19 protein-coding genes are annotated in these 18,248 nt (G+C 72.8%); 7 read left to right on the top strand and 12 right to left on the bottom strand.

What is annotated here, in order from left to right; translation table 11 throughout:
• Positions 1 to 28: 28 nt before the first annotated feature.
• On the bottom strand, positions 29 to 694 hold the full coding sequence (locus tag ACIBQ6_RS47390; RefSeq protein WP_358289388.1) for a DUF2993 domain-containing protein: 666 nt from the start codon (positions 692 to 694) through the stop codon (positions 29 to 31).
• A 72-nt stretch (positions 695 to 766) separates the two neighbouring features.
• Positions 767 to 1,018 (bottom strand): MoaD/ThiS family protein, encoded by a 252-nt coding sequence (locus ACIBQ6_RS47385; RefSeq protein ID WP_358289389.1) that lies wholly within the window; start codon positions 1,016 to 1,018, stop codon positions 767 to 769.
• Positions 1,019 to 1,194: 176 nt separating this feature from the next.
• Here ACIBQ6_RS47385 and ACIBQ6_RS47380 point away from each other — a divergent pair, with 176 nt between their 5' ends.
• The 3 genes from ACIBQ6_RS47380 (at position 1,195) to ACIBQ6_RS47370 (ending at position 5,901) form a co-directional block, all read left to right on the top strand.
• Positions 1,195 to 1,887, top strand: coding sequence for a response regulator transcription factor (locus ACIBQ6_RS47380; protein WP_357994472.1), 693 nt, complete (start codon positions 1,195 to 1,197; stop codon positions 1,885 to 1,887).
• A 97-nt stretch (positions 1,888 to 1,984) separates the two neighbouring features.
• Positions 1,985 to 5,431 (top strand): tetratricopeptide repeat protein, encoded by a 3,447-nt coding sequence (locus tag ACIBQ6_RS47375; protein WP_397219199.1) that lies wholly within the window; start codon positions 1,985 to 1,987, stop codon positions 5,429 to 5,431.
• 101 nt (positions 5,432 to 5,532) lie between these two features.
• Positions 5,533 to 5,901, top strand: coding sequence for a hypothetical protein (locus ACIBQ6_RS47370; RefSeq protein WP_358289395.1), 369 nt, complete (start codon positions 5,533 to 5,535; stop codon positions 5,899 to 5,901).
• A gap of 19 nt (positions 5,902 to 5,920) precedes the next feature.
• Here ACIBQ6_RS47370 and ACIBQ6_RS47365 read toward each other — a convergent pair whose 3' ends face one another.
• Both ACIBQ6_RS47365 and ACIBQ6_RS47360 read right to left on the bottom strand, forming a co-directional pair.
• Positions 5,921 to 6,355, bottom strand: a complete 435-nt coding sequence (locus ACIBQ6_RS47365) for an NUDIX domain-containing protein (RefSeq protein WP_397219198.1) — start codon at positions 6,353 to 6,355, stop codon at positions 5,921 to 5,923.
• A 76-nt stretch (positions 6,356 to 6,431) separates the two neighbouring features.
• The gene (locus ACIBQ6_RS47360) at positions 6,432 to 7,622 is read right to left on the bottom strand and encodes an aromatic acid exporter family protein (RefSeq protein WP_358289398.1); all 1,191 of its coding nucleotides are present in this window, start codon (positions 7,620 to 7,622) and stop codon (positions 6,432 to 6,434) included.
• A 103-nt stretch (positions 7,623 to 7,725) separates the two neighbouring features.
• Here ACIBQ6_RS47360 and ACIBQ6_RS47355 point away from each other — a divergent pair, with 103 nt between their 5' ends.
• A complete protein-coding gene (locus ACIBQ6_RS47355; protein ID WP_358289401.1) occupies positions 7,726 to 8,322 on the top strand; it encodes an alpha/beta hydrolase in 597 nt (198 codons plus the stop codon).
• 64 nt (positions 8,323 to 8,386) lie between these two features.
• On the opposite strand, the gene ACIBQ6_RS47350 is transcribed toward ACIBQ6_RS47355, so the two are convergent.
• From ACIBQ6_RS47350 to ACIBQ6_RS47330, 5 genes are all read right to left on the bottom strand, one after another.
• Entirely contained in the window at positions 8,387 to 9,235 is an 849-nt protein-coding gene (locus ACIBQ6_RS47350) for a PHP domain-containing protein (protein WP_397219197.1), read from the bottom strand.
• 17 nt (positions 9,236 to 9,252) lie between these two features.
• A complete protein-coding gene (locus ACIBQ6_RS47345; protein WP_397219196.1) occupies positions 9,253 to 9,960 on the bottom strand; it encodes a zf-HC2 domain-containing protein in 708 nt (235 codons plus the stop codon).
• A complete protein-coding gene (locus ACIBQ6_RS47340) occupies positions 9,957 to 10,451 on the bottom strand; it encodes a sigma-70 family RNA polymerase sigma factor (RefSeq protein WP_352355860.1) in 495 nt (164 codons plus the stop codon). Before ACIBQ6_RS47340 ends, ACIBQ6_RS47345 begins: the two co-directional genes overlap by 4 nt.
• A 172-nt stretch (positions 10,452 to 10,623) precedes the next feature.
• Positions 10,624 to 11,205, bottom strand: coding sequence for a hypothetical protein (locus ACIBQ6_RS47335; protein ID WP_397219195.1), 582 nt, complete (start codon positions 11,203 to 11,205; stop codon positions 10,624 to 10,626).
• Between the two features lie 82 nt (positions 11,206 to 11,287).
• Positions 11,288 to 11,659, bottom strand: a complete 372-nt coding sequence (locus ACIBQ6_RS47330; protein ID WP_397219194.1) for a VOC family protein — start codon at positions 11,657 to 11,659, stop codon at positions 11,288 to 11,290.
• A gap of 57 nt (positions 11,660 to 11,716) precedes the next feature.
• Between ACIBQ6_RS47330 and ACIBQ6_RS47325 the strand changes: the two genes are divergently transcribed.
• A complete protein-coding gene (locus ACIBQ6_RS47325; RefSeq protein ID WP_397219193.1) occupies positions 11,717 to 12,148 on the top strand; it encodes a MarR family winged helix-turn-helix transcriptional regulator in 432 nt (143 codons plus the stop codon).
• A gap of 110 nt (positions 12,149 to 12,258) precedes the next feature.
• Entirely contained in the window at positions 12,259 to 13,845 is a 1,587-nt protein-coding gene (locus ACIBQ6_RS47320) for a Coagulation factor 5/8 type domain-containing protein (RefSeq protein ID WP_358289412.1), read from the top strand.
• Positions 13,846 to 13,863: 18 nt separating this feature from the next.
• On the opposite strand, the gene ACIBQ6_RS47315 is transcribed toward ACIBQ6_RS47320, so the two are convergent.
• Positions 13,864 to 15,069, bottom strand: a complete 1,206-nt coding sequence (locus tag ACIBQ6_RS47315; RefSeq protein WP_358289414.1) for an MFS transporter — start codon at positions 15,067 to 15,069, stop codon at positions 13,864 to 13,866.
• A 79-nt stretch (positions 15,070 to 15,148) separates the two neighbouring features.
• Between ACIBQ6_RS47315 and ACIBQ6_RS47310 the strand changes: the two genes are divergently transcribed.
• Entirely contained in the window at positions 15,149 to 16,063 is a 915-nt protein-coding gene (locus ACIBQ6_RS47310; protein WP_397219192.1) for a LysR substrate-binding domain-containing protein, read from the top strand.
• Here ACIBQ6_RS47310 and ACIBQ6_RS47305 read toward each other — a convergent pair.
• On the bottom strand, positions 16,029 to 16,919 hold the full coding sequence (locus ACIBQ6_RS47305) for an SMP-30/gluconolactonase/LRE family protein (RefSeq protein WP_397219191.1): 891 nt from the start codon (positions 16,917 to 16,919) through the stop codon (positions 16,029 to 16,031). The genes ACIBQ6_RS47310 and ACIBQ6_RS47305 overlap by 35 nt on opposite strands.
• Positions 16,920 to 16,976: 57 nt before the next feature.
• Positions 16,977 to 18,248, bottom strand: a complete 1,272-nt coding sequence (locus ACIBQ6_RS47300; RefSeq protein ID WP_397219190.1) for an MFS transporter — start codon at positions 18,246 to 18,248, stop codon at positions 16,977 to 16,979.

The following is an 18,248-nucleotide window of genomic DNA, read 5'->3' as shown; positions in this document are numbered from 1 at the left end:
ACGTACGGGGGGCCGCAGCGGTTCAGGCTCATCCACGGATCGGCACGTCAGACGCTTCGGCCGAGAACTCCAATCCGTCGGCCACGCTCTTGACCCCGGTGATCTTCACGTCGAAGGGCAGGCCGCCCTTGAACGGGATCGTGTAGGTGACGAAGTGGGCGAGCTGGTCGGGCACGCCCTGGATCTTCTCCGCCTGGAGCCTGATGGCGCCGTCGGCCACGTCGACCCGCATCTCCGCGGTGAACTGCACCTTCTGCACCCCCACCGTCACCTCTCCCGACGCCACGAGCCGCCGCCCGTTGCCGCTGATCTTGATGCCCCGGGGCGCGTGCTTGTCGATCGTGGCCCGGGTGAGCACGCCGCTCACGGTGACCCGCCCGGCCCGGACGTCGGCACGGTTCTGCAGCACGTCGGACAGCGGGGCGGTCACGTCGTAGGCGACGCCGCGCAGGTTCTTCACCGGCACGCCTCCGTAGGTGAGGGTGCCGAGATCGAACCGTACCTCGGGATAGTGCCCCGAGACGGCCTGAGTGAGAAACGGGATGCCCTCGATCGTCACCTTGGGGGCGCCGCTGAGGTCGGTGGCGGCGGCGATCCGGTTGGACAGGTCGCGCTCCACCCCGGCCACCGCGACGCGGTCGACGACGACGAAGAGGACGGCCAGGACGATCAGAAAGATGATCAGCTTGCGCATGGGGCTCCCTGTCGTCGGCGGGGGTTTCGAGCCTATCGATCCGGCGGTCTCCTTCCCCGCCGGAGCCGTGGATCACCCGCCGGCGAAGGGCGGCAGCACCTCCACCGTGACGCCCTCGCCGAGCACCACCGTGTCGTGGGCGCGCCGGCCCACGGGGGCGCCGTCGACGAGGAACGACGAACGGCCGACCACCCGGGCGAGCTCGGCCCGGTCCTGTGTGATTTTGGTCATCAGTTCGTCAAGAGTCGCCGCTTCGAACGACTCTTCCGCGACTCCGGCGGCCTCCTTGGCCGCCGCCCAATAACGTACTTTTCCTGTGGCCATGCGTTGCCTCACAATCGCCTTCGCTCTATTGTGCGACGCCCTTAACACGCTTGTTTCAAAGGGCCCGCTGTTCACCTGGTGGACGCGCAATGGACGCGACTAAGCCGTGGGATATCCTCGCGTACAGGACCTGGGCGACGTCGCCTCCGGGTCCTTGTGTGTTAGAGGAGGCCGTGATGAGCAACCTGCTGCTGCTGACCAACGCCCTCGAGCCGTCCTCCGAGGTGCTGCCGGCGCTGGGGTTGCTGCTCCACTCCGTGCGGGTCTCGCCGGCCGAGGCGTCGGCGCTCATCGACACGCCGCCCGCCGACGCCGTCGTGGTCGACGCGCGCAAGGAGCTCGTGCAGGCCAAGAGCCTGTGCCGGTTGATCCGCACCACGGGCATCGACTGCCCGCTGCTGGTGGTGGTGACCGAGGGCGGCCTGGCCGCGATGACCGCCGAGTGGGGGGTCGACGACGTGCTGCTGGAGACCGCCGGCCCCGCCGAGGTGGAGGCGCGGCTGCGCATGGCGACCGGGCGCAGGTCGCAGACCGCCGCCGAGGACGTCCCCGACGAGATCCGCAGCGGCGACCTGTCTATCGACGAGGCCACCTACACCGCGCGGCTGCGGGGGAACGTGCTCGACCTGACGTTCAAGGAGTTCGAGCTGCTGAAGTACCTGGCCCAGCATCCCGGCCGGGTCTTCACCCGCGCCCAGCTCCTGCAGGAGGTCTGGGGCTACGACTACTTCGGCGGCACCAGGACGGTCGACGTGCACGTCCGGCGGCTGCGCGCCAAGCTCGGCACCGAGAACGAGTCGCTGATCGGGACCGTCCGCAACGTCGGCTACCGGTTCGTGCCCGACCGGAGCGATTCGGCGCACGTGTGATCCGTTGACCCGTGTTCGCCTGATGTGACACTTTGTCGTTGGGACTGTTTCCAACCTGTCATGTCGAGGACACCGCCGTCCCCAGATCGGTGGTGGCATGGGTCTGTTCAGGTCACTCGTGGACGAGGGCGCGAGCCTCCGTCTCTTCCGCCGCGGCGAGCTGATCTGCTCGCCGGTCCGGCCGGTCAACCGCGTCCACCTGATCGACCACGGGTACGCCCGCGAGCACGTCCCCGGCGGCGACCGGGAGGTCGTGCACGACCTGCGCGGCCCCGGCGACCTGGTGGGCGAGCTGGCCTTCTGGAGCCCGGGCGAGCGCGTCAAGGTGGACGCCCTGACCGAGGTCCGGGCCTGGCCCATCGACCTGCGGCGGTTACGCGAGCACGCATCGGCGGTCCCGGCCGTGGCGACCGCGCTCGTCCAGGAGCTGTTCGCCAGGAACCTGGCGGCCCGCAGGCACGAGGCGCTGGCCCGGGCGCCGGTCGCGGCCCGGCTGGCCGTGTGGCTGCTGCACCTGGACGAGCGGTACGAGCTGGCCTCCCCCGCCGCGCCGCCGCTGTCCGTGGAGACGCTGGCCGACCTCGTGGGCAGCGCGCCCGACGTCGTGCAGCGGCAGCTCACGCAGTGGGTCAGGCACGGCTGGCTGGCGCGGCTGGGGTACCGGAGGCTGCGGATCGCCGACCCGGTGGCGCTGCGCGAGGCCGCGGGGGCCTGGGAGCACCTGTCCGAGCCGTGGCGCGGCCGGGTGACGCCGTTCCTGACGCGACCGGGCGCGCAGGCCGGGCCGCTGCCGGTCGGCGAGCTGCCGAAGCCGCGCCAGCTGCCCGCCGACGCGTCCGACTTCACCGGCCGCCAGCAGAGCCTCGACCTGCTCACGGCCTGGCTGGACCGGCCGCGGCGGACGAACACCATGGTCGTGCAGGGCCTGACCGGCGTGGGCAAGACCGCGCTGGTGACGCACTGGGGCCACCTGCACGCCGACCGGTTCCCCGACGGCCAGATCATGATCGACCTGCGCGGCCACTCGCCGACCCAGCCGCCGATGAGCTCGGCCGAGGCGCTCGGGCAGATCCTGCGCTCGCTCGGCGTCGGCGAGCACATGCCGGCCTCCGACGAGGCCGAGCTGATGCTGCTCTACCGCAGCAGGATCGCCGGGCGCAGGCTGCTGCTCGTCCTGGACAACGCGGCCGACCCGGCCCAGGTGCGGGCGCTGCTGCCGGGCGGCAAGGACTGCGTGGTGCTGGTGACCAGCAGGACGCGGATGGCCCCGCTGCGCGCCACCGGGCATGCCGACCTCATGGACCTGTCGGTGCTCGACCCGGGCAACGCGGTGGCGCTGCTGGTGTCGGTGCTCGGCGAGGGCTCGCCGCGGGCCGCCGACCGGGACGCGCTGGCCGAGCTGGCCCGGGTGTGCTCGTACCATCCGTACGCGTTGCGGATCTCGGCGGCCAAGCTGGCCGAGGACCCGGGGCTGAGCGTGCGGGCGCGGGCGGCGGAGCTGCGTACGCCGGACCGGCCGCTGGCCGGGGACCCGGAGGAGGCGTTCAGGTCGGCGCTGGACCTGGCGTACGAGTCGCTGAGCCCCGCGCAGCGGCGGGCCTTCCGGCACGTCGGGCTGCTTCCCGGGCGGGACTTCGCGCCGGAGGTGCTGGCGGCGGCGCTGGGCGTGCCGGTGGGCGAGGCGGTGGCGGCGGTGGAGGGGCTGCACCGGGCGTACCTGGTCGAGCCGCTGCCGGGGTCGCGGTACCGGGTGCACGACCTGGTCAAGTGGCAGGCCAGGGAGCTGGGCCGGCACGCCGAGGCGGGGGTGCGCGAGGCCAGGGTGCGGCTGCTCGACCACTACCTGGCGGTCGCGACCGGTCCGGACACGCCGCGCGAGTGGTTCGAGGCCGAGCGGCGGTCGCTGGTCTCGGCGGTGCGGCTGGCCGAGGAGAGCGGGGCGTACGGGATGGCCTGGCAGCTCGCCGAGGCGGTGTTCGAGCCGTTCAGGCGGCTGCGGTACTACGAGAACAACCTGGAGGTGCAGCAGGCCGGGCTGACCTCGGCCATCCAGGTGGGCGACCAGCGGGCCGTCGCGCTCATGCGCAGCCACCTCGGCTCGATCCACCGCGACATCGGACCGTCCACGCTGGCGGCCAGGTTCATCGGCGAGGCGCTGGCCGACTTCACCTCGCTGGGCGACCGCGCGGGGCTGGCCCGCGCGCTCAACGACCTGGCCGAGGTGCACGGCATCGCGGGCAACAGGGACGAGGCGTTGCGCCGCGCGGGTGAGGCGCTGGAGGTGCACCGGGAGATCGGAGACCTGTCCGGCGTGGCGAAGTGCCTGCACACGCTCGCCCGGCTGCACCTGTCGCAGGAGCGCAACGATCTGGCGCTCCGGTACGCCGGCCAGGCGCGGCGCGTACGGGAGGAGCTGGGCGACCGCAGGGGCGCCGCGCAGAGCCTGATCATCTCGGCCCGGGTGCGGCGGAGCCTGGGCGAGCCCGACGCGGCGCTGTCGGAGGGCCTGGAGGCGCTGTCGATCTGCCACGAGCTGGGCGACGAGCACGCCGAGGCCGAGACGCTGCTCTGCCTGGCCGAGATCTACGACCAGCTCGGGCTGCAGCAGGACGCCCGCCGCGACGCCGAACGCGCCCTGTCCGGGTACACGGCCACCGGTGACCAGCACGGGTGCGGGCGGGCGCTGTGCGCGCTGGGCCGCATCGCGCGCAACGGCTCGCGCTACGACGAGGCGCTGGCCTGCTACGAGCAGGCGCTCGCGGTGCAGGTCGAGCTCCACCACGAGCAGGGCAAGGCCGAGACGCTCGGCGACATCGGGGTGGTGCACTGGCGGCTGTCGGACTACCTGCGCGCCGACGACTACCTCAACCAGGCGCTCGTCATCAGCCGGGTGATCCGCGACGAGCCCGTCGAGGCCCGCATGCTCAACCGGCTGGCCCGGGTGCGCCGCCGCCAGGGCCTGCCCCAGGTGGCCTTCGTGTACGCGCTGGAGGCGCTGGACCTGGTCCAGGGGCTGGGCAACCGGCGAGCCGAGGCCGACGTGCAGGAGACGCTGACCTACACGTACCTGTCGCTCGGGCGGCACGAGCCGGCGGTGCGGGCGGCGCGGGCCTCGCTGGCGATCCGGGAGGAGACGGGCGACAGCAGGGCCAGCGCGCTGCTGTCGATCGCGCACGCGCTCCACGCGGCGGGCGAGCCCGCGGCGGCCCTGGAGTACGCCGTGGAGACCGTCGAGCTGCAGCACGTGACCGGTACCAGGGATCGGTGGGGGGCGGCGCTCACGACGCTGGCCATGGTGCTGCTCGACCTGGACCGGGCCGAGGAGGCGCTGGTCCACGCCAAACAGGCCAGGGACGTGCACCTGGAGTGCGGGACGCGGCGGGACCTGGGATGCGCGCTGAGGGCGCTCGGCCTGATCACCGCCAGGCTCGGGGACCGCGAGGCGGCGGTGGCCCATCTGGCCGAGGCGGTGCGCACGCTGGACGAGGTGGGGGACGTCTTCGAGGGCCGGCGGGCGGCGCAGGAGCTGCGGGAGCTCTCCTGAAAGACCGCTAAAAGTCGGGAAATCTCGGAAGTGAGGTCGCAGATCTTCTCCGCGCCTTCTCGTTAGCTGGTGCCACCAGCGACGACACGGAGGTGATCCGGATGCTCAAGCACCAGATGCGTCGAGACCTGCAGTCACTCAAGCGACAGGCGCGCAGGGATCGGCGGGTCACGCTCGGCCTGCTGGCCGGGGTGCTGGCGGCCTGGACCCGTCAGCTCTCGCCGGGTGACCCGCCGGCGGGGCCGGGGGTGCTGCTCGCCCTGTCCGTCGGGCTGCTGACCGCGTCGGGGGCGGCCTGGCTGATGGCGGCCTGCTTCGCGGTACGGGCGGTCAGGCCGCGGTCCGAACCGGTGGAGGTGCTGGTCTGGGTGGCGCGGGTGAGCAGGAGCAAGGAGTGGGCGTTCTGCTCGCTGGCCGCGTACGTGGCCTGGCACCTGCTCCAGTTCGTCTCCGCGCTGCTCCTGGCCTGAACGGGGGCGCGGCGGGCCGTCACCTTCGCGGTGGCGTCCCGCCGTCTTCGCGCCACGCGCCGACGGCCGCCCTGATCAGCGGCGCGTAGCCGGCTTCGAGGTCGTCGGGCAGCCGGTCCACGGGGAAGAAGCGCAGGTCGCTGTGCTCCTCGCTGACGCGCGGCTCGACCGGCCCGGTGGGGATGGCGAGCAGGGCGACGACCAGGACCTTGCCGCCGGCGATGTGGAAGATCTCCGCGCCGACGACCCCGCCGACCTCGACGTCGAGGCCGCTCTCCTCCAGGACCTCGCGGCGGACGACCTCGGCGAGGGTGTCGTCGGCCCGGTCGGGCCAGCCGCCGGGCAGCTCCCAGGCGTTCCTGGGGTTCCTGCAGAGCAGGACGCCCTCGTCGGTCAGGACCACGCCCTTGATCGAGGCGTGCATGAAATACCAGCCGGTCTCCGCGTCGATCACGAAGGGATCATGACACGGTCCGCGGGCCCGCGGGCGGAACCCGGGGAAGGCGGGCTGGTGGCGGCCGGTGCCGAGGTCAGGGGAAGGCGGACCGGTGGGGGCCGGTGTCGGGGTCGAACTCGTGGCGGATCCTGGCGCAGTCGTCGAGCAGGGCGCCGTACAGGGGCCACAGGGGGCCCTTGGGCGGCGAGCCGGCCAGCTCGGCGGCCAGGTGGCGCTGCTGGTGCTCGCCCTCGCGCAGGGCCGCGCACAGGTTCGCCATGTCCCTGGACGCGGCCTTGCCCACCTGGATCAGGCCGAAGTCGCGGAAGATGCGCGACAGCGCGCGCAGCTCGCCGGCCAGAGGCTCGGGCAGGTCGGCGGCCTTCTCGCCGGGCAGGCCGCGGGCGCCGGCGACCAGGTCCACCAGCCCGCGCGCGATGCTCCTGAGCTGGTGCCCGGCGTGGTCGAGGCAGGTCGCGGCCTCGGCCGACTGGCGCAGCCGCCGGTCGTAGCGGCGGCGCCGGCGGAAGGTCAGGCGCACGGACTCGGCCGCCTGGTCGGCGGTGTCCTTGGTCTCCTCCAGGCGCTGGGACAGCTCGCGGGCGCGGTCGAGCCAGTCGCGGGCCATGTCCTCCGTCCAGTGGCCGCTCAGCCCGTCGGCCATGTCCTGGGCCAGGTCGGCCAGCTCGGCCGACATGTCGCACAACTCCCTGGCGGCGTGCTCGACGAAGCGCGGGGGCAGGATGAGCAGGTTCGCCGCGATGCCGATGGCCGCGCCGAGCAGGACGTCGGCCAGGCGCGCGAAGCCGTACGTGCGGCCGAGCGAGAGCACCAGCAGGGCGGTGATCGGGATCTGCACGTTCTGGGCCGGCAGGTTGAGCAGCCGGGTCAGCACGAGCCCGGCGGCCACCAGCAGGCCCAGCGTCAGCGCGTTGACGCCCATCAGCCAGATCAGCCCCGACGCCGCCGCCACCCCGACCACGACCGCCCCGACCTGCTGGAACCCGCGGACGACCGTGCTGTAGGCGGTGGCCGAGACCGTGAGCAGCACCCCGATCGGCACCAGCACGGGCAGCGGCACCTTCAGCGCGAACGTGGCGAGCCACCACCCGAACACGCAGGCCAGCGTCACCTTGACCGTCTGGGCGAACGCCTCCCGCTCGGCCCCCAGCCACTCCCGGAACCCCTGGGCGCGCAGGCGCGCGAGCCCGGCCGCCGCGCCCGAGAAGATCCGCCCGAGCGGCGCGCCGGCGCTCTGCTGCTTGCGCCCCGGCTCCTTGTCCATACTCCCAGGTCAATGCCCATTCGAGCGGTGGATAGAGGTCGCCGTGCCTGGGTAGCGGCAAGGTTGTGGCGCAGCGGGGCAGCGCGCCCGTCGGAGGTGAAGCATGACCGGCGACCTGGTCGTCCCTGACGCCGCCCGGGGGGTGGTGGTGTTCGCGCACGGCAGCGGCAGCGGCCGGCTCAGCCCGCGCAACCGGTACGTGGCCGAGGTGCTGAACAAGGCCGGCCTGGGGACGCTGCTGTTCGACCTGCTCACGCCCGAGGAGGAGGCCGACCGGGCCAACGTGTTCGACATCGCGCTGCTGGCCGGACGGCTGCTGGAGCGTACGGAGGAGCTGCGCGGGCACGAGGAGGCCGCGGGGCTGCCGATCGGCTACTTCGGCGCGAGCACGGGCGCGGCGGCGGCGCTGTGGGCGGCGGCCGAGCCGGACAACCGGATCGCGGCGATCGTCTCCCGCGGCGGGCGGCCCGACCTGGCCGGGAAGCGGCTGGCCGCGGTGCGCGCGCCCACGCTGCTCATCGTCGGCGGCCGGGACCCGATCGTGATCGACCTGAACGAGGAGGCGCAGCGGCACCTGAGCGCCGAGCACCGCCTGACCGTCGTGCCCGGCGCCACCCACCTGTTCGAGGAGCCTGGCGCGCTGGAGAGCGTCGCCGGACACGCCCGCGACTGGTTCACCACGTACTTCAACGCGCCGTGACCGGTGCGGCTTTCAACGGCCCGCGATCGGTGCGGCCTTCAACGGCCTGTGATGGGTGCGGTTTTCAACGGCCTGTGAAAGGTGCGGCGCCCTTCGCCTCGGCGAGCAGGCGCGCGTAGACCTCGGGGTCGGTGGTCTCGCAGCCCAGGCGGTGGCCGGTCAGCTCGCCGTGGTCGTCGCTCGACCCGGTCACTTCGAGGCCGAGCCCGGCGGCGAGGCGGCGCAGGCGGGCGCGGGCCTCGTCGTCGTGGTCGAGGTGGTCGGCCTCCACGCCGAAGAGCCCGGCCGCGGCCAGCTCGGCGATCCACTCGTCGGGCACCGCCTCGCCGCGCCGGACCGCCTTGGGATGGGCCAGCACGGGCACCCCGCCGGCCGACCGCACCAGGCGCACCGCGCGTACGGGGTCGAGGGCGTAGCGGGTGACGTGCGCTCGACCGCCCGTGCCGATCCACTCGGGCGTGAACGCCTCCTCCGGCGCGGCCACGGCCCCCGCGGCGACCATGGCGCGGGCGATGTGCGGCCGTCCGACCGGGCTGTCGCCGGCCACCGCGGCCACCTGCTCCCAGGTGATCGGCACGCCGAGCTCGACCAGCCGCTCGACGGTCAGCCTGCCGCGTTCCTCGCGGGCCCGGCGGATGCGTTCGCACTCGGCCAGCAGCTCGGGGTCGGCGGGGTCGAAGAGGTAGGCGAGCAGGTGGATGCTCTGCCCGGCCCGCCGGCACGACAGCTCCATGCCCGGCACCAGCGTCAGGCCCTCGGGCAGCGCCTCGACGGCCGCGCGGTGCCCGGCGACGGTGTCGTGGTCGGTCAGCGCGAGCACGTCGAGGCCGCGCTCGCGGGCGCGGCGCACCACGTCGGCCGGCGGCTGCGTGCCGTCGGAGGCGGTGCTGTGGCTGTGCAGGTCGATGCGCATCGCTCGATGGTAGGCGGTCACACCTGCACGGTCGCGAGGATACGGCCGTCCAGGGTCTCGATGGTGAAGTGGTTGAGGTCGTCCTGGGTCAGGCTGGTGCCGCCGTGCAGCAGCAGGGGGTCGGGGGCGCCCGGGACGCCGTACCCCTTGTCGGGCACGCCCCAGCTCGCCACAGTCTCCGAACGGCCGTCGTCGCCGAAGGCCACCAGCCGGCACTTCAGCGGCCCCTTGACGCCCTTGAGCTCCAGCGCCACGTGGGTGCCCCAGCCCTTGTCCTCGACGCCCACCACGCCGGACACGCCGGTCGCCGGGTCGTTGACCGGGTAGGTGCGGCCGGTCATGAGCAGGGCGCGGGCTGGGCTGTGCACGCTGTCGGGGTTGGGGCCGGAGGTCGCCGCGTTGACGGCGAGGAAGACGCCGGTCGCGACGAGGAAGCACGCGGCGGCCGACATGAGCCCCCGGTGGAGGGTGCGGCGGCGGCGCTCCACGGCGGCCCGGCGCACCAGCAGCGACTCGACCGGGGAGTCCAGTTGTGCATCGACCGGTCCGGCGCGCAGGTCGTCGGGGTCGACGTCGCGCATCAGCTCCCCCATGGCCGCGAACGCGCCGACCTCGCCGGCGCAGCTCGGGCAGCCGTGCAGGTGGCGTTCGAAGGCGTTGCGCTCGTCGTCGTCCAGCAGGCCCAGCGCGTACGCCGCCACGTCCTCGTGATGCACTTCGTTCACGGGAGCCCCACCCCCCTTTCCTCCAGTGCGATGCGTAACGCCCGCATCGCGTAGTACACGCGGGACTTCACCGTGCCCACGGGCACGCCGATCGTCTCCGCGGCCTCCTGCAGTGTGCGATCGCGCAGGAAGGTCTCCGTGAGCACCTGGCGGTGCGCCGGCGACAACGAGAGCATGGCGTCGGTCACCACGATCTCGCGCAGCAGGCGGTCGTCCTCGGCGGCCACGGCGTTCGCCCGTTCCGGGACCTCCTCCACGGTGTCGAGGGGACGCGTGCCGGCCCGCCGCCGGTCGTCGATCACGACCCGGCGGGCCACGGTGGCCAGCCAGGGCATCAACGAGCCGTTGTCGGTCCGCAGGTCCCCCAGGTTGCGCCAGGCGCGTACCAGCGTCTCCTGGACGACGTCCTCCGCCCAGCGCCGGTCGCCGCCCGTCAGCCGCACGGCGAAGGCCATCAGCGGGGACCCGTATTCGCGGTACAGGGCCCGCACCATGGCCTCGTCGGTCACACGATGATTCACGCGGCGACTCCTCGCGCTGCGTACATCATGAAATGTCGCCCGGATAACTACTGATATTGAATTATTGCCCTAGCACGGGCGAGGAACAAGATACGGGATTTGCATCAATCCCCCCACCTGTTGATTCATCGATAAAAGCTGATCATTCCCCCGATGACGCACGCCCGTGCCGACCCGCCGCTCGCGGCCGTACCTCCGAACGTGCCGGCTCGTGCGGACCGGCCCAAACCTCGGCCTCGCGCAGCAGGTCGCGCACCGAGGCGTGCCGGGCGGAGGCCGCGTGCCCGAGCAGGACGCGCACCAGCTCGATCGCCGTCGGCCGGGCAGCCGGGTCCGGCCGGCGGCACCGCTCGACCAGTCCGCGCAGCGGGGCCGGCAGCCGGCCGAGATCGTCGCCGCCCCCGGTGTGCCCGGCGGCGGCGAAGACGATCACGTCGGCCCACTCGCGCACGTCGGCCGGCGGGAGGTCGCTGCTCCTCGGGCCGGGCGCGAACGACGTCTCGCCGAGCGGCCCGACCAGCACGTTGTGCGGCCCGAGCCGCAGCCCCGCGATCCCGGTCAGATGCAGCCTGGCCATGGTGGCGGCCGTGCCCAGCGCGAGCCGGTGCAGCGCCTCCCCCTCGTACGGCCCCGCCGCCGCGACCACGTCGGCCAGCGGCTCACCCATGCCCAGGTAGTCGCGCGGCCGAAGGGCCAGCCCGCCACCCCATCCCTGACTGTCCATCGCCGTCCTCCGGCTCGGTGCTCGTCGTCAGGGTGTACGCCGTCCCGCGCGGGCCGGGTTCAACGGCTTCCATGCGGAAAACTCATGGAACGGCCGTGAAGAACTCGTAGCTGTGACCGTTCGGGTCGCGCACGTAGACGCCCCTGCCGCCGCCCAGGTCGTTGGTCCGCCGGTCCCAGCCGTTCCAGGGGCCCGAGCCGTACTCGACGTCCGGGTCGGCGGCGAGCCGGGCCAGGAGCGCGTCGAAGGCGTCGTCGTCCAGCAGGAAGGCGTAGTGGCCGGGCTGGGCGTGGTGGCGGTCGTCGAAGTCGAGGGTGGTGTCGTCGTTGATCCGTACGGGCGTGAACGGCCCCGACGGCGCGCCCGCCTCCAGGCCCAGCAGCCCGGCGAGGAAGGCCGCCGCCACGTCCTTGTCGGCGGCGGGGACGATCAGGTGGTCGAGCGTGATACCCATGGCGCTCTCCTCAGAATTGCATGCGATACGCATACAATATCGGCATAGACTGTCCCGGTGAACGACGACTTCTCCGCCGACGGCGGCCCCGCGCTCTTCCGGCTGGTCCGTTTCTGGTCGCGGCGCTGGGCCGGGCAGGCGGTCGGCGAGCTGGGCCAGGTCCAGCACGTCCTGGTCCTGGAGGCGGTGCGCAGCTCCCCCGACGAGGCGGACGTCGCCACCGTGGCCCACCAGCTCGGCCTCGACCACTCGGGCGCCAGCCGCATGGTCAAGGACGCCGTCGCCGCCGGCCATCTCGTCCGCGAGACCAGCGAGCACGACCGACGCCGGGCCGCGCTGCGGGTCACCGGCAGCGGCGAGGCCCTGCTGGCCGCCGCCCGGCAATGGCAGCGGCACGTCTTCGACGACCTGACCGCGTCCTGGGACGAGGCGGACCGGCGGCGGTTCGGCGCCTACCTCGGCCGCCTGGCCGATGACGTGGGCGCCTGACATTTCGGTCGCGAATTTAGATGAGATCAGCTCATGTTCGGTCTTGCCGGGACCCTTCCGGCGGTGGATGCTTGCGGCGACCCCGGTACCGCAGCCTGGGAGGTGGTCCCGTGTTCCACCGTCTCATCCGCCGGGCGGCCGCAGCCGTCCTTCTCCTGACCGGCGCGCTGGTCGCGCCGTCCGTCCCGACCGCCGCCGCGCACGCCGCCGCCGCCGTGAGCGGCTTCGTGGACGGCCACAGCCACCTGTTCTCGTACGAGACGTTCGGCGGCATGCTCATGTGCGGCAAGCCGTTCGACCCCGACGGCATCGAGCACGCGCTGACCGACTGCCCCGACCACTACCCGAACGGCGAGCTGGCCTGGTACGAGAACTTCACCAGGACCGGCAAGCCCACCGGCACCCACGACCCGGTGGGCTGGCCCACCTTCCGCGACTGGCCGGCCAACGACTCGCTGACCCACCAGCAGGCGTACTACACCTGGGTCGAGCGCGCCTGGCGCGGCGGGCTGCGGGTGCTGGTCAACGACCTGGTGGCCAACCGGCAGCTGTGCGCGATCTACCCGCTGAAGAAGTACTCCTGCGACGAGATGACGTCCATCCGCCTGCAGGCCCAGCGGGCCCGCGAGCTGCAGGACCACATCGACGCCGAGTCGGGCGGCCCCGGGCGCGGCTGGTTCCGCCTCGTGAACGACCCCGCCGAGGCCAGGAGCGTGGCCGCGGCCGGCAAGCTGGCCGTCGTCCTCGGGATCGAGACGTCGGAGCCGTTCGGCTGCCGGCAGATCCTCGGCATCCCGCAGTGCACGAAGTCCCAGATCGACCGGGGCCTGGACGAGATGTACGCGCTCGGCGTGCGCAGCATGTTCGTCTGCCACAAGTACGACAACGCGCTGTGCGGCGTGCGCTTCGACTCCGGCACCCAGGGCGCGATCGTCAACGTCGGCAACCTGCTGTCCACCGGCTCGTTCTGGCAGGCCCGCACCTGCACCGGCCCCGAGCACGACAACACCATCGACCCGGCCGGCGTGCTGCCCGACCAGATCGCGCGGCTGCTGCCGCCGGGCGTCTCGCTGCCGCTGTACCCGCCGGCGCCCCACTGCAACACCCGGGGGCTGACCTCGCTCGGCACGTACATGGTCCAGGGCCTGATCCGGCGCGGCATGATGGTGGAGATCGACCACATGAGCGTGAAGGCCGCGGCCCAGACGCTCGGCCTGCTGGAGGCGGCCCGCTACCCCGGCGTGATCTCCTCCCACAGCTGGGCCGACCCGGGCTTCTTCAGCCGGATCTACGCCCTCGGCGGCATGATCACCCAGTACGGCCACAACTCCCCGGACTTCGTCGCCGAGTGGCGGCGCACCGCACCGCTGCGGCAGCAGTACAACGTCCCCGGATACGGCTACGGCCTGGACGTCAACGGCATGGGCCGCCTGCCCGCCCCGCGCGCGGGCAACGCCGCGAACCCGGTGACGTACCCGTTCACGTCCTTCGACGGGAGCGTGCGCCTCGACCGCCAGCGCACCGGGCAGCGGGTCTGGGACGTCAACGTCGACGGCGTGGCCAACTACGGCCTGGTCCCCGACTGGATCGAGGACATGCGCCTGCTCGCCGGTCAGGACATCGTCCGTGACCTGGCGAGCGGCGCGGAATCGTACCTGCGGACCTGGGAGGCGACCGCCGCGCGGCGACTGCCGTGAGGCGGGCGTCCCCGTCGTTCACGCGACCGGCTGGACGGACCGCGAGGTCCGCCGGCCGGTGGCGAGGTTGAGCAGCAGCGAGGCCGCGGTCAGCGCCACGCCGAACCACACGACGCTGGTCACGCCGACGTTGTCGGCGAACAGCCCGCCGAAGAGCGCGCCGAGCGCGATGGAGGTGTTGTACGCCATCGTGTTGAGCGACATGGCCGCCTCGAAGGTCTCCGGCGCGGCGGCGAGCGTCATGTTGACCTGGGCGAGCTGCACCACCCCGAACGACAACCCCCAGACGACCAGCGCCACGATCGCCCCCGTGGCGCTGCCGCCGAGCGCGAGCAGCAGCAGCATGGCCGTCACGAGCCCCGCGGCGCCGACGACGAAGCTGCCCCGCAGGCTGCGGCTCACGGTGTGCCCGGCGACGAAGTTGCCGATCGCGCCGGCGACCCCGAACACCATCAGCACCCCGGTCACCAGCAGCGGCGAAGCGCCCGCGTTGGCCTCCAGGAAGGGCCGGACGAAGGTGTAGGCCCCGAAGTGGCCGAGCACGAACAGCACCACCGTGAACAGCACCATGCGCAGCGGCACGTTCCGCAGCGGGAGCCCGAACACCTCGCGGACCGAGACGGCGTTCGCCGACGGCAGCGACGGGATCGCGGAGGCGACCGCCAGGAACACCAGCCCGCTCAACCCGCTCCAGATGAGGAACGTGGTGCGCCAGTCGGTGAGGCTCTCCAGGAAGGTGCCGAGCGGGATGCCGACCACGGTGGCGACCGAGATGCCGGACATCACGATGGCCGCGGCCCGGTTGGCGTGCCGTTCCTCGACCAGCCGCATCGCCATGCTCACGCCGATGGCCCAGAACACGCCGCTGGCGAAGCCCAGCAGCAGCCGCGTCGACAAGATCACCGTGTAGCTCGGCGCGATGCCGGTCACCAGGTTGCCCACGGCCAGCACCGCCAGCAGGACCGACAACAGCACCCGCCGGTTGACCCGCCGCGACCACGCCACGATGAACGGCACCCCCAGCCCGGCCGACACGCCCTGCAACGTCACCATCAACCCGGCCGCGCCCACGGAGATGCCCAGATCCTCGCTGAGCGGGGTCAGCAGCCCCACCGGCATCAACTCGGTCGTGAGGAAGACGAAAAGGCTGGCCGTGATCGCGGCGACCCCCGCCCACGCCCGGAAGGCGGAGCGCGTCGCCTGCGGAGAAAGAGTTTGCGTCATGCGCCCAGCCTGCCGACACTCCATTGATGAGTCCAACACATAGTTTTCATCGCGTTCGATCGTCTGACACGATTGATCCATGGAGCTTCAGCAGCTGCGGTACGTCCTCGCCGTCGCCGAGACCAGCAACTTCACCCGGGCCGCCGAGCGCTGCCGGGTCGTGCAGTCGGCGCTCAGCCACCAGATCGCCGCCCTGGAGCGGGAGCTGGGCGCCCGGCTGTTCGAGCGCACCAGCCGCCGCGTGCGGCTGACCGCGGCCGGGGAGGCGTTCCTGCCCGCGGCCCGCGACTGCCTGGAGGCCGCCGACCGGGTGCGGACCGACGTCGCGGCGGCCAGCGGCGAGATCCGCGGGCGGCTCGCCGTCGGCTCGATCCCCACGGTCTCCGCCGTGGACCTGCCGGTCGTGCTGAAGGAGTTCCGCCGCCGGCACCCGCGGGTGCGCATCACGCTGGTCTCCGCCGGCAGCGAAGACCTGATCGAACGCGTCCGGCGCGGCGAGACGGACGTCGCCTTCCTCGGCCTGCCGACCCGCGCGGAGCCGAAGGCCGTCCAGAGCCGCCCGCTGGCCCGGGGCGAGCTGGTCGCCGTCGTCGCCCCGGACCACCCCCTCGCGGGCGGCGAGAGCGACCTGCGCGGCCTCGCCGACGAGCCGTTCATCGACTTCCGCGCCGGTCACGCCGGGCGCATCCAGTCGGACGTGGCGTTCGCGGCGGCCGGCGTCCACCGCGAGGTCGCCTTCGAGGTCACCTCCGCCGAGTTCATGGTCGACCTGGTCCGGCACGGCCTCGGCGTGGGCCTGCTCCCCGCCGCCTACGCCCCCCGCTTCCCGAACCTCGGCCTCGTCCGCCTCCGCGACGCTCCGGCCCGGGTGGAGCACCTGATCTGGGGCGCCCACCCGTCCGCGGCGGCCACGGCGTTCCTCGGCCTGATCGGCCCGTCGTCCGGCGGCGGGGGCGGGGTCAGCCGCGCAGCAGCGGCTGGCCCGGGAGCTTGACCTTGGTCTTCATCAGGCTGGGCGCGCCGTTGCCGCCGATGTTGACGAAGTAGAGCGCCTTGCCGTCGAAGGCCAGGCTGGCGGGGCTGTCCAGCTTGTCGGCCAGCACCTCCACGCCGCCGCCGGTGCGGACGATGCTGAGGGTGTTGCCCGTGTAGCTCGGCACGTAGAGCTGCCCGCGCACGTCGAAGGCCACGCCGTCGGCCCCGGCCAGCTTGGCGTCCTTGACGTACACGGTCGGCACGCCCGCCTTGCCGCCCTTGCCGTACGGGACGCGGACGATCTGTCCTTCGTCGGACACGGCCACGTAGAACGCGCCCGAACGCCAGGCGATGCCGTTCGCCCCGGTGCCGTCCGAGCCGACGAACAGGGACGACTTGGCCCAGACCGCCGCCTTGCCGTCGGTCACGCGGTAGACGACGCTGTTCGTGGTGTCGGTGACGTAGAGCGCGTGGTCGGGGCCGAAGGCCAGGCCGTTGGCGAAGCCGATCGGCAGCGCGGCGTAGAGCTTGGCCTCGCCGTAGGAGGTGATCCGCCAGATGCCGTTGGTGGCGGCCTCACCGGAGTTGAGCGCGGCGTAGACGTTGCCCTGGCGGTCGGTGGCCAGGCCGTTCAGCTTGCCCTCGCCGATGGGCAGGGCGGCCAGCAGGCTGTCGGTGCCGGTGCTGTCGACCTTCCTGATCTCGCCCTTGGTCAGCAGGCCGACGTAGATCGTGCCGTCCGGGGCGACGGTGACGCCCTCGGTGAGGTCGCCGTACGGCTGGACGACGATCGGGCGCAGTGCGGCGGCCTGGGCCGGCGTGGCGACCAGCGTCAGCAGCGCGGCGGTGGAGAGGAAGAGGGGGATGCGCTTCATGGCTGTGATCCTGACGCCGCAAGATCGCCATGACGTCACCGCCACTTCCGCGAATCATCATGTGATCGGCACACCATGCGCGCCGGGGCTCTCCTCGCTCTCCTGATGGTCGGTGAGGTCGCGCAGGCGCCGGATCGGCGAGGCCAGCAGGACCAGCGGCACGCAGACGGCCGCGACGACGAAGATCAACAGGGTCGCCCGCGCGCCGAGCAGCCCGGCGATCCCCCCCGCGACCAGCCCGCCGACCGGGATCGCGCCCCAGGAGACGAAGCGGACCGTGGCCATCACCCGGGACAGCAGCTCGGGCGGGCTGGCGAGCTGCCGGTACGTCCGGGTCACCACGCTGAGCACCACGACCCCGGCGGCGAACACCACGTTGCCGACGGCGAACGCGGCGAAGCCCGGCCAGCCGTCGCCGAGCGGGATGACCAGCGCCCCGGCCACCACGACGAAGCCCGCGCCGACCAGCGTCCGGGCGGTGCCGAACCGGGCCGTGAGCCGGCTGGTCGTCGCCGCGCCGATCAGCGTGCCGACGCCCTCCACCGCCAGCAGCAGGCCGACGAGGCCGGGCTCGGCGTGCAGCTCGCGTACCAGGTAGAGCGCGTAGAGCGCGTGCTGCGCCCCGCAGACCGTGTTCACCGCGGTGGCGGCCCACATGCACGGACCCATGACCGGGTGACGCACGACGAACCGCCGGCCTTCGCGGATCATCTCGCGCATCGGCGGCCAGCGGTCGGGGGTCTCGGGACGGCGTTCGGGCAGGGTCCGCAGCAGCAGGGCCGAGACGAGGTAGCTGACCGCGTCCACGAGCAGGGTGGGCACCGCCCCGAGCACCTGGACGACGAGCCCCCCGACCGACGGCCCGCCGAGCTGGGTGGTGGCGTGGGTGCCGGAGGTCAGGCTGTTGCGGGACTGCAACTGCTCCTTGCTCACGATCGACGGCAGGAAGGTCGCGTTGGCGACGTCGAAGAGCACGTTCGCGAAGCTGGTCACCAGGGCCACGATCACGAGCTGGGCGATGGTCAGCTCGTCCAGCCACCAGGCCACCGGGATGGACACGATGGCCGCCGCGCGCGCCAGGTCGGCGGCGACCTGCACCGTCCGCATCGGGAGCCGCTGCACGATCACCCCGGCGGGCAGGCCGATCACGATCCAGGCGACGTAGGCGGCGGCGGCGATCACGCCCATCTCGAACGCGGAGGCGTCGAGCACGGTCAGGGCGGTCAGCGGTAACGCCACCGCGCCGACCGCCGAGCCGACCGCACTGGTCGTGCCGGCCGTCCACCACCGCCAGAAGACGGCCGCGCCACCTCCGCCGTCGATCCCCAT

Source organism: Nonomuraea sp. NPDC049655 (assembly GCF_044465465.1).
In the GTDB taxonomy this organism is placed as follows: Bacteria; Actinomycetota; Actinomycetes; order Streptosporangiales; family Streptosporangiaceae; genus Nonomuraea.
The sequence above is the reverse complement of the archived record's forward strand: the minus strand, read 5'-3'. Positions and strand labels throughout refer to the sequence as shown.

Excerpts from the sequence above, each read along its gene's own strand:
- ACIBQ6_RS47380 (WP_357994472.1), top strand. The coding sequence starts at position 1,195 with ATGAGCAACCTGCTGCTGCTGACCAACGCCCTCGAGCCGTCCTCCGAG.
- ACIBQ6_RS47350 (WP_397219197.1), bottom strand. The coding sequence starts at position 9,235 with ATGCGCATCGACCTGCACAGCCACAGCACCGCCTCCGACGGCACGCAG.
- ACIBQ6_RS47310 (WP_397219192.1), top strand. The coding sequence starts at position 15,149 with ATGGAGCTTCAGCAGCTGCGGTACGTCCTCGCCGTCGCCGAGACCAGC.
- ACIBQ6_RS47300 (WP_397219190.1), bottom strand. The coding sequence starts at position 18,248 with ATGGGGATCGACGGCGGAGGTGGCGCGGCCGTCTTCTGGCGGTGGTGG.
- ACIBQ6_RS47330 (WP_397219194.1), bottom strand. The coding sequence starts at position 11,659 with ATGGGTATCACGCTCGACCACCTGATCGTCCCCGCCGCCGACAAGGAC.
- ACIBQ6_RS47390 (WP_358289388.1), bottom strand. The coding sequence starts at position 694 with ATGCGCAAGCTGATCATCTTTCTGATCGTCCTGGCCGTCCTCTTCGTC.
- ACIBQ6_RS47315 (WP_358289414.1), bottom strand. The coding sequence starts at position 15,069 with ATGACGCAAACTCTTTCTCCGCAGGCGACGCGCTCCGCCTTCCGGGCG.
- ACIBQ6_RS47335 (WP_397219195.1), bottom strand. The coding sequence starts at position 11,205 with ATGGACAGTCAGGGATGGGGTGGCGGGCTGGCCCTTCGGCCGCGCGAC.
- ACIBQ6_RS47360 (WP_358289398.1), bottom strand. The coding sequence starts at position 7,622 with ATGGACAAGGAGCCGGGGCGCAAGCAGCAGAGCGCCGGCGCGCCGCTC.
- ACIBQ6_RS47305 (WP_397219191.1), bottom strand. The coding sequence starts at position 16,919 with ATGAAGCGCATCCCCCTCTTCCTCTCCACCGCCGCGCTGCTGACGCTG.
- ACIBQ6_RS47355 (WP_358289401.1), top strand. The coding sequence starts at position 7,726 with ATGACCGGCGACCTGGTCGTCCCTGACGCCGCCCGGGGGGTGGTGGTG.
- ACIBQ6_RS47370 (WP_358289395.1), top strand. The coding sequence starts at position 5,533 with ATGCTCAAGCACCAGATGCGTCGAGACCTGCAGTCACTCAAGCGACAG.
- ACIBQ6_RS47385 (WP_358289389.1), bottom strand. The coding sequence starts at position 1,018 with ATGGCCACAGGAAAAGTACGTTATTGGGCGGCGGCCAAGGAGGCCGCC.
- ACIBQ6_RS47375 (WP_397219199.1), top strand. The coding sequence starts at position 1,985 with ATGGGTCTGTTCAGGTCACTCGTGGACGAGGGCGCGAGCCTCCGTCTC.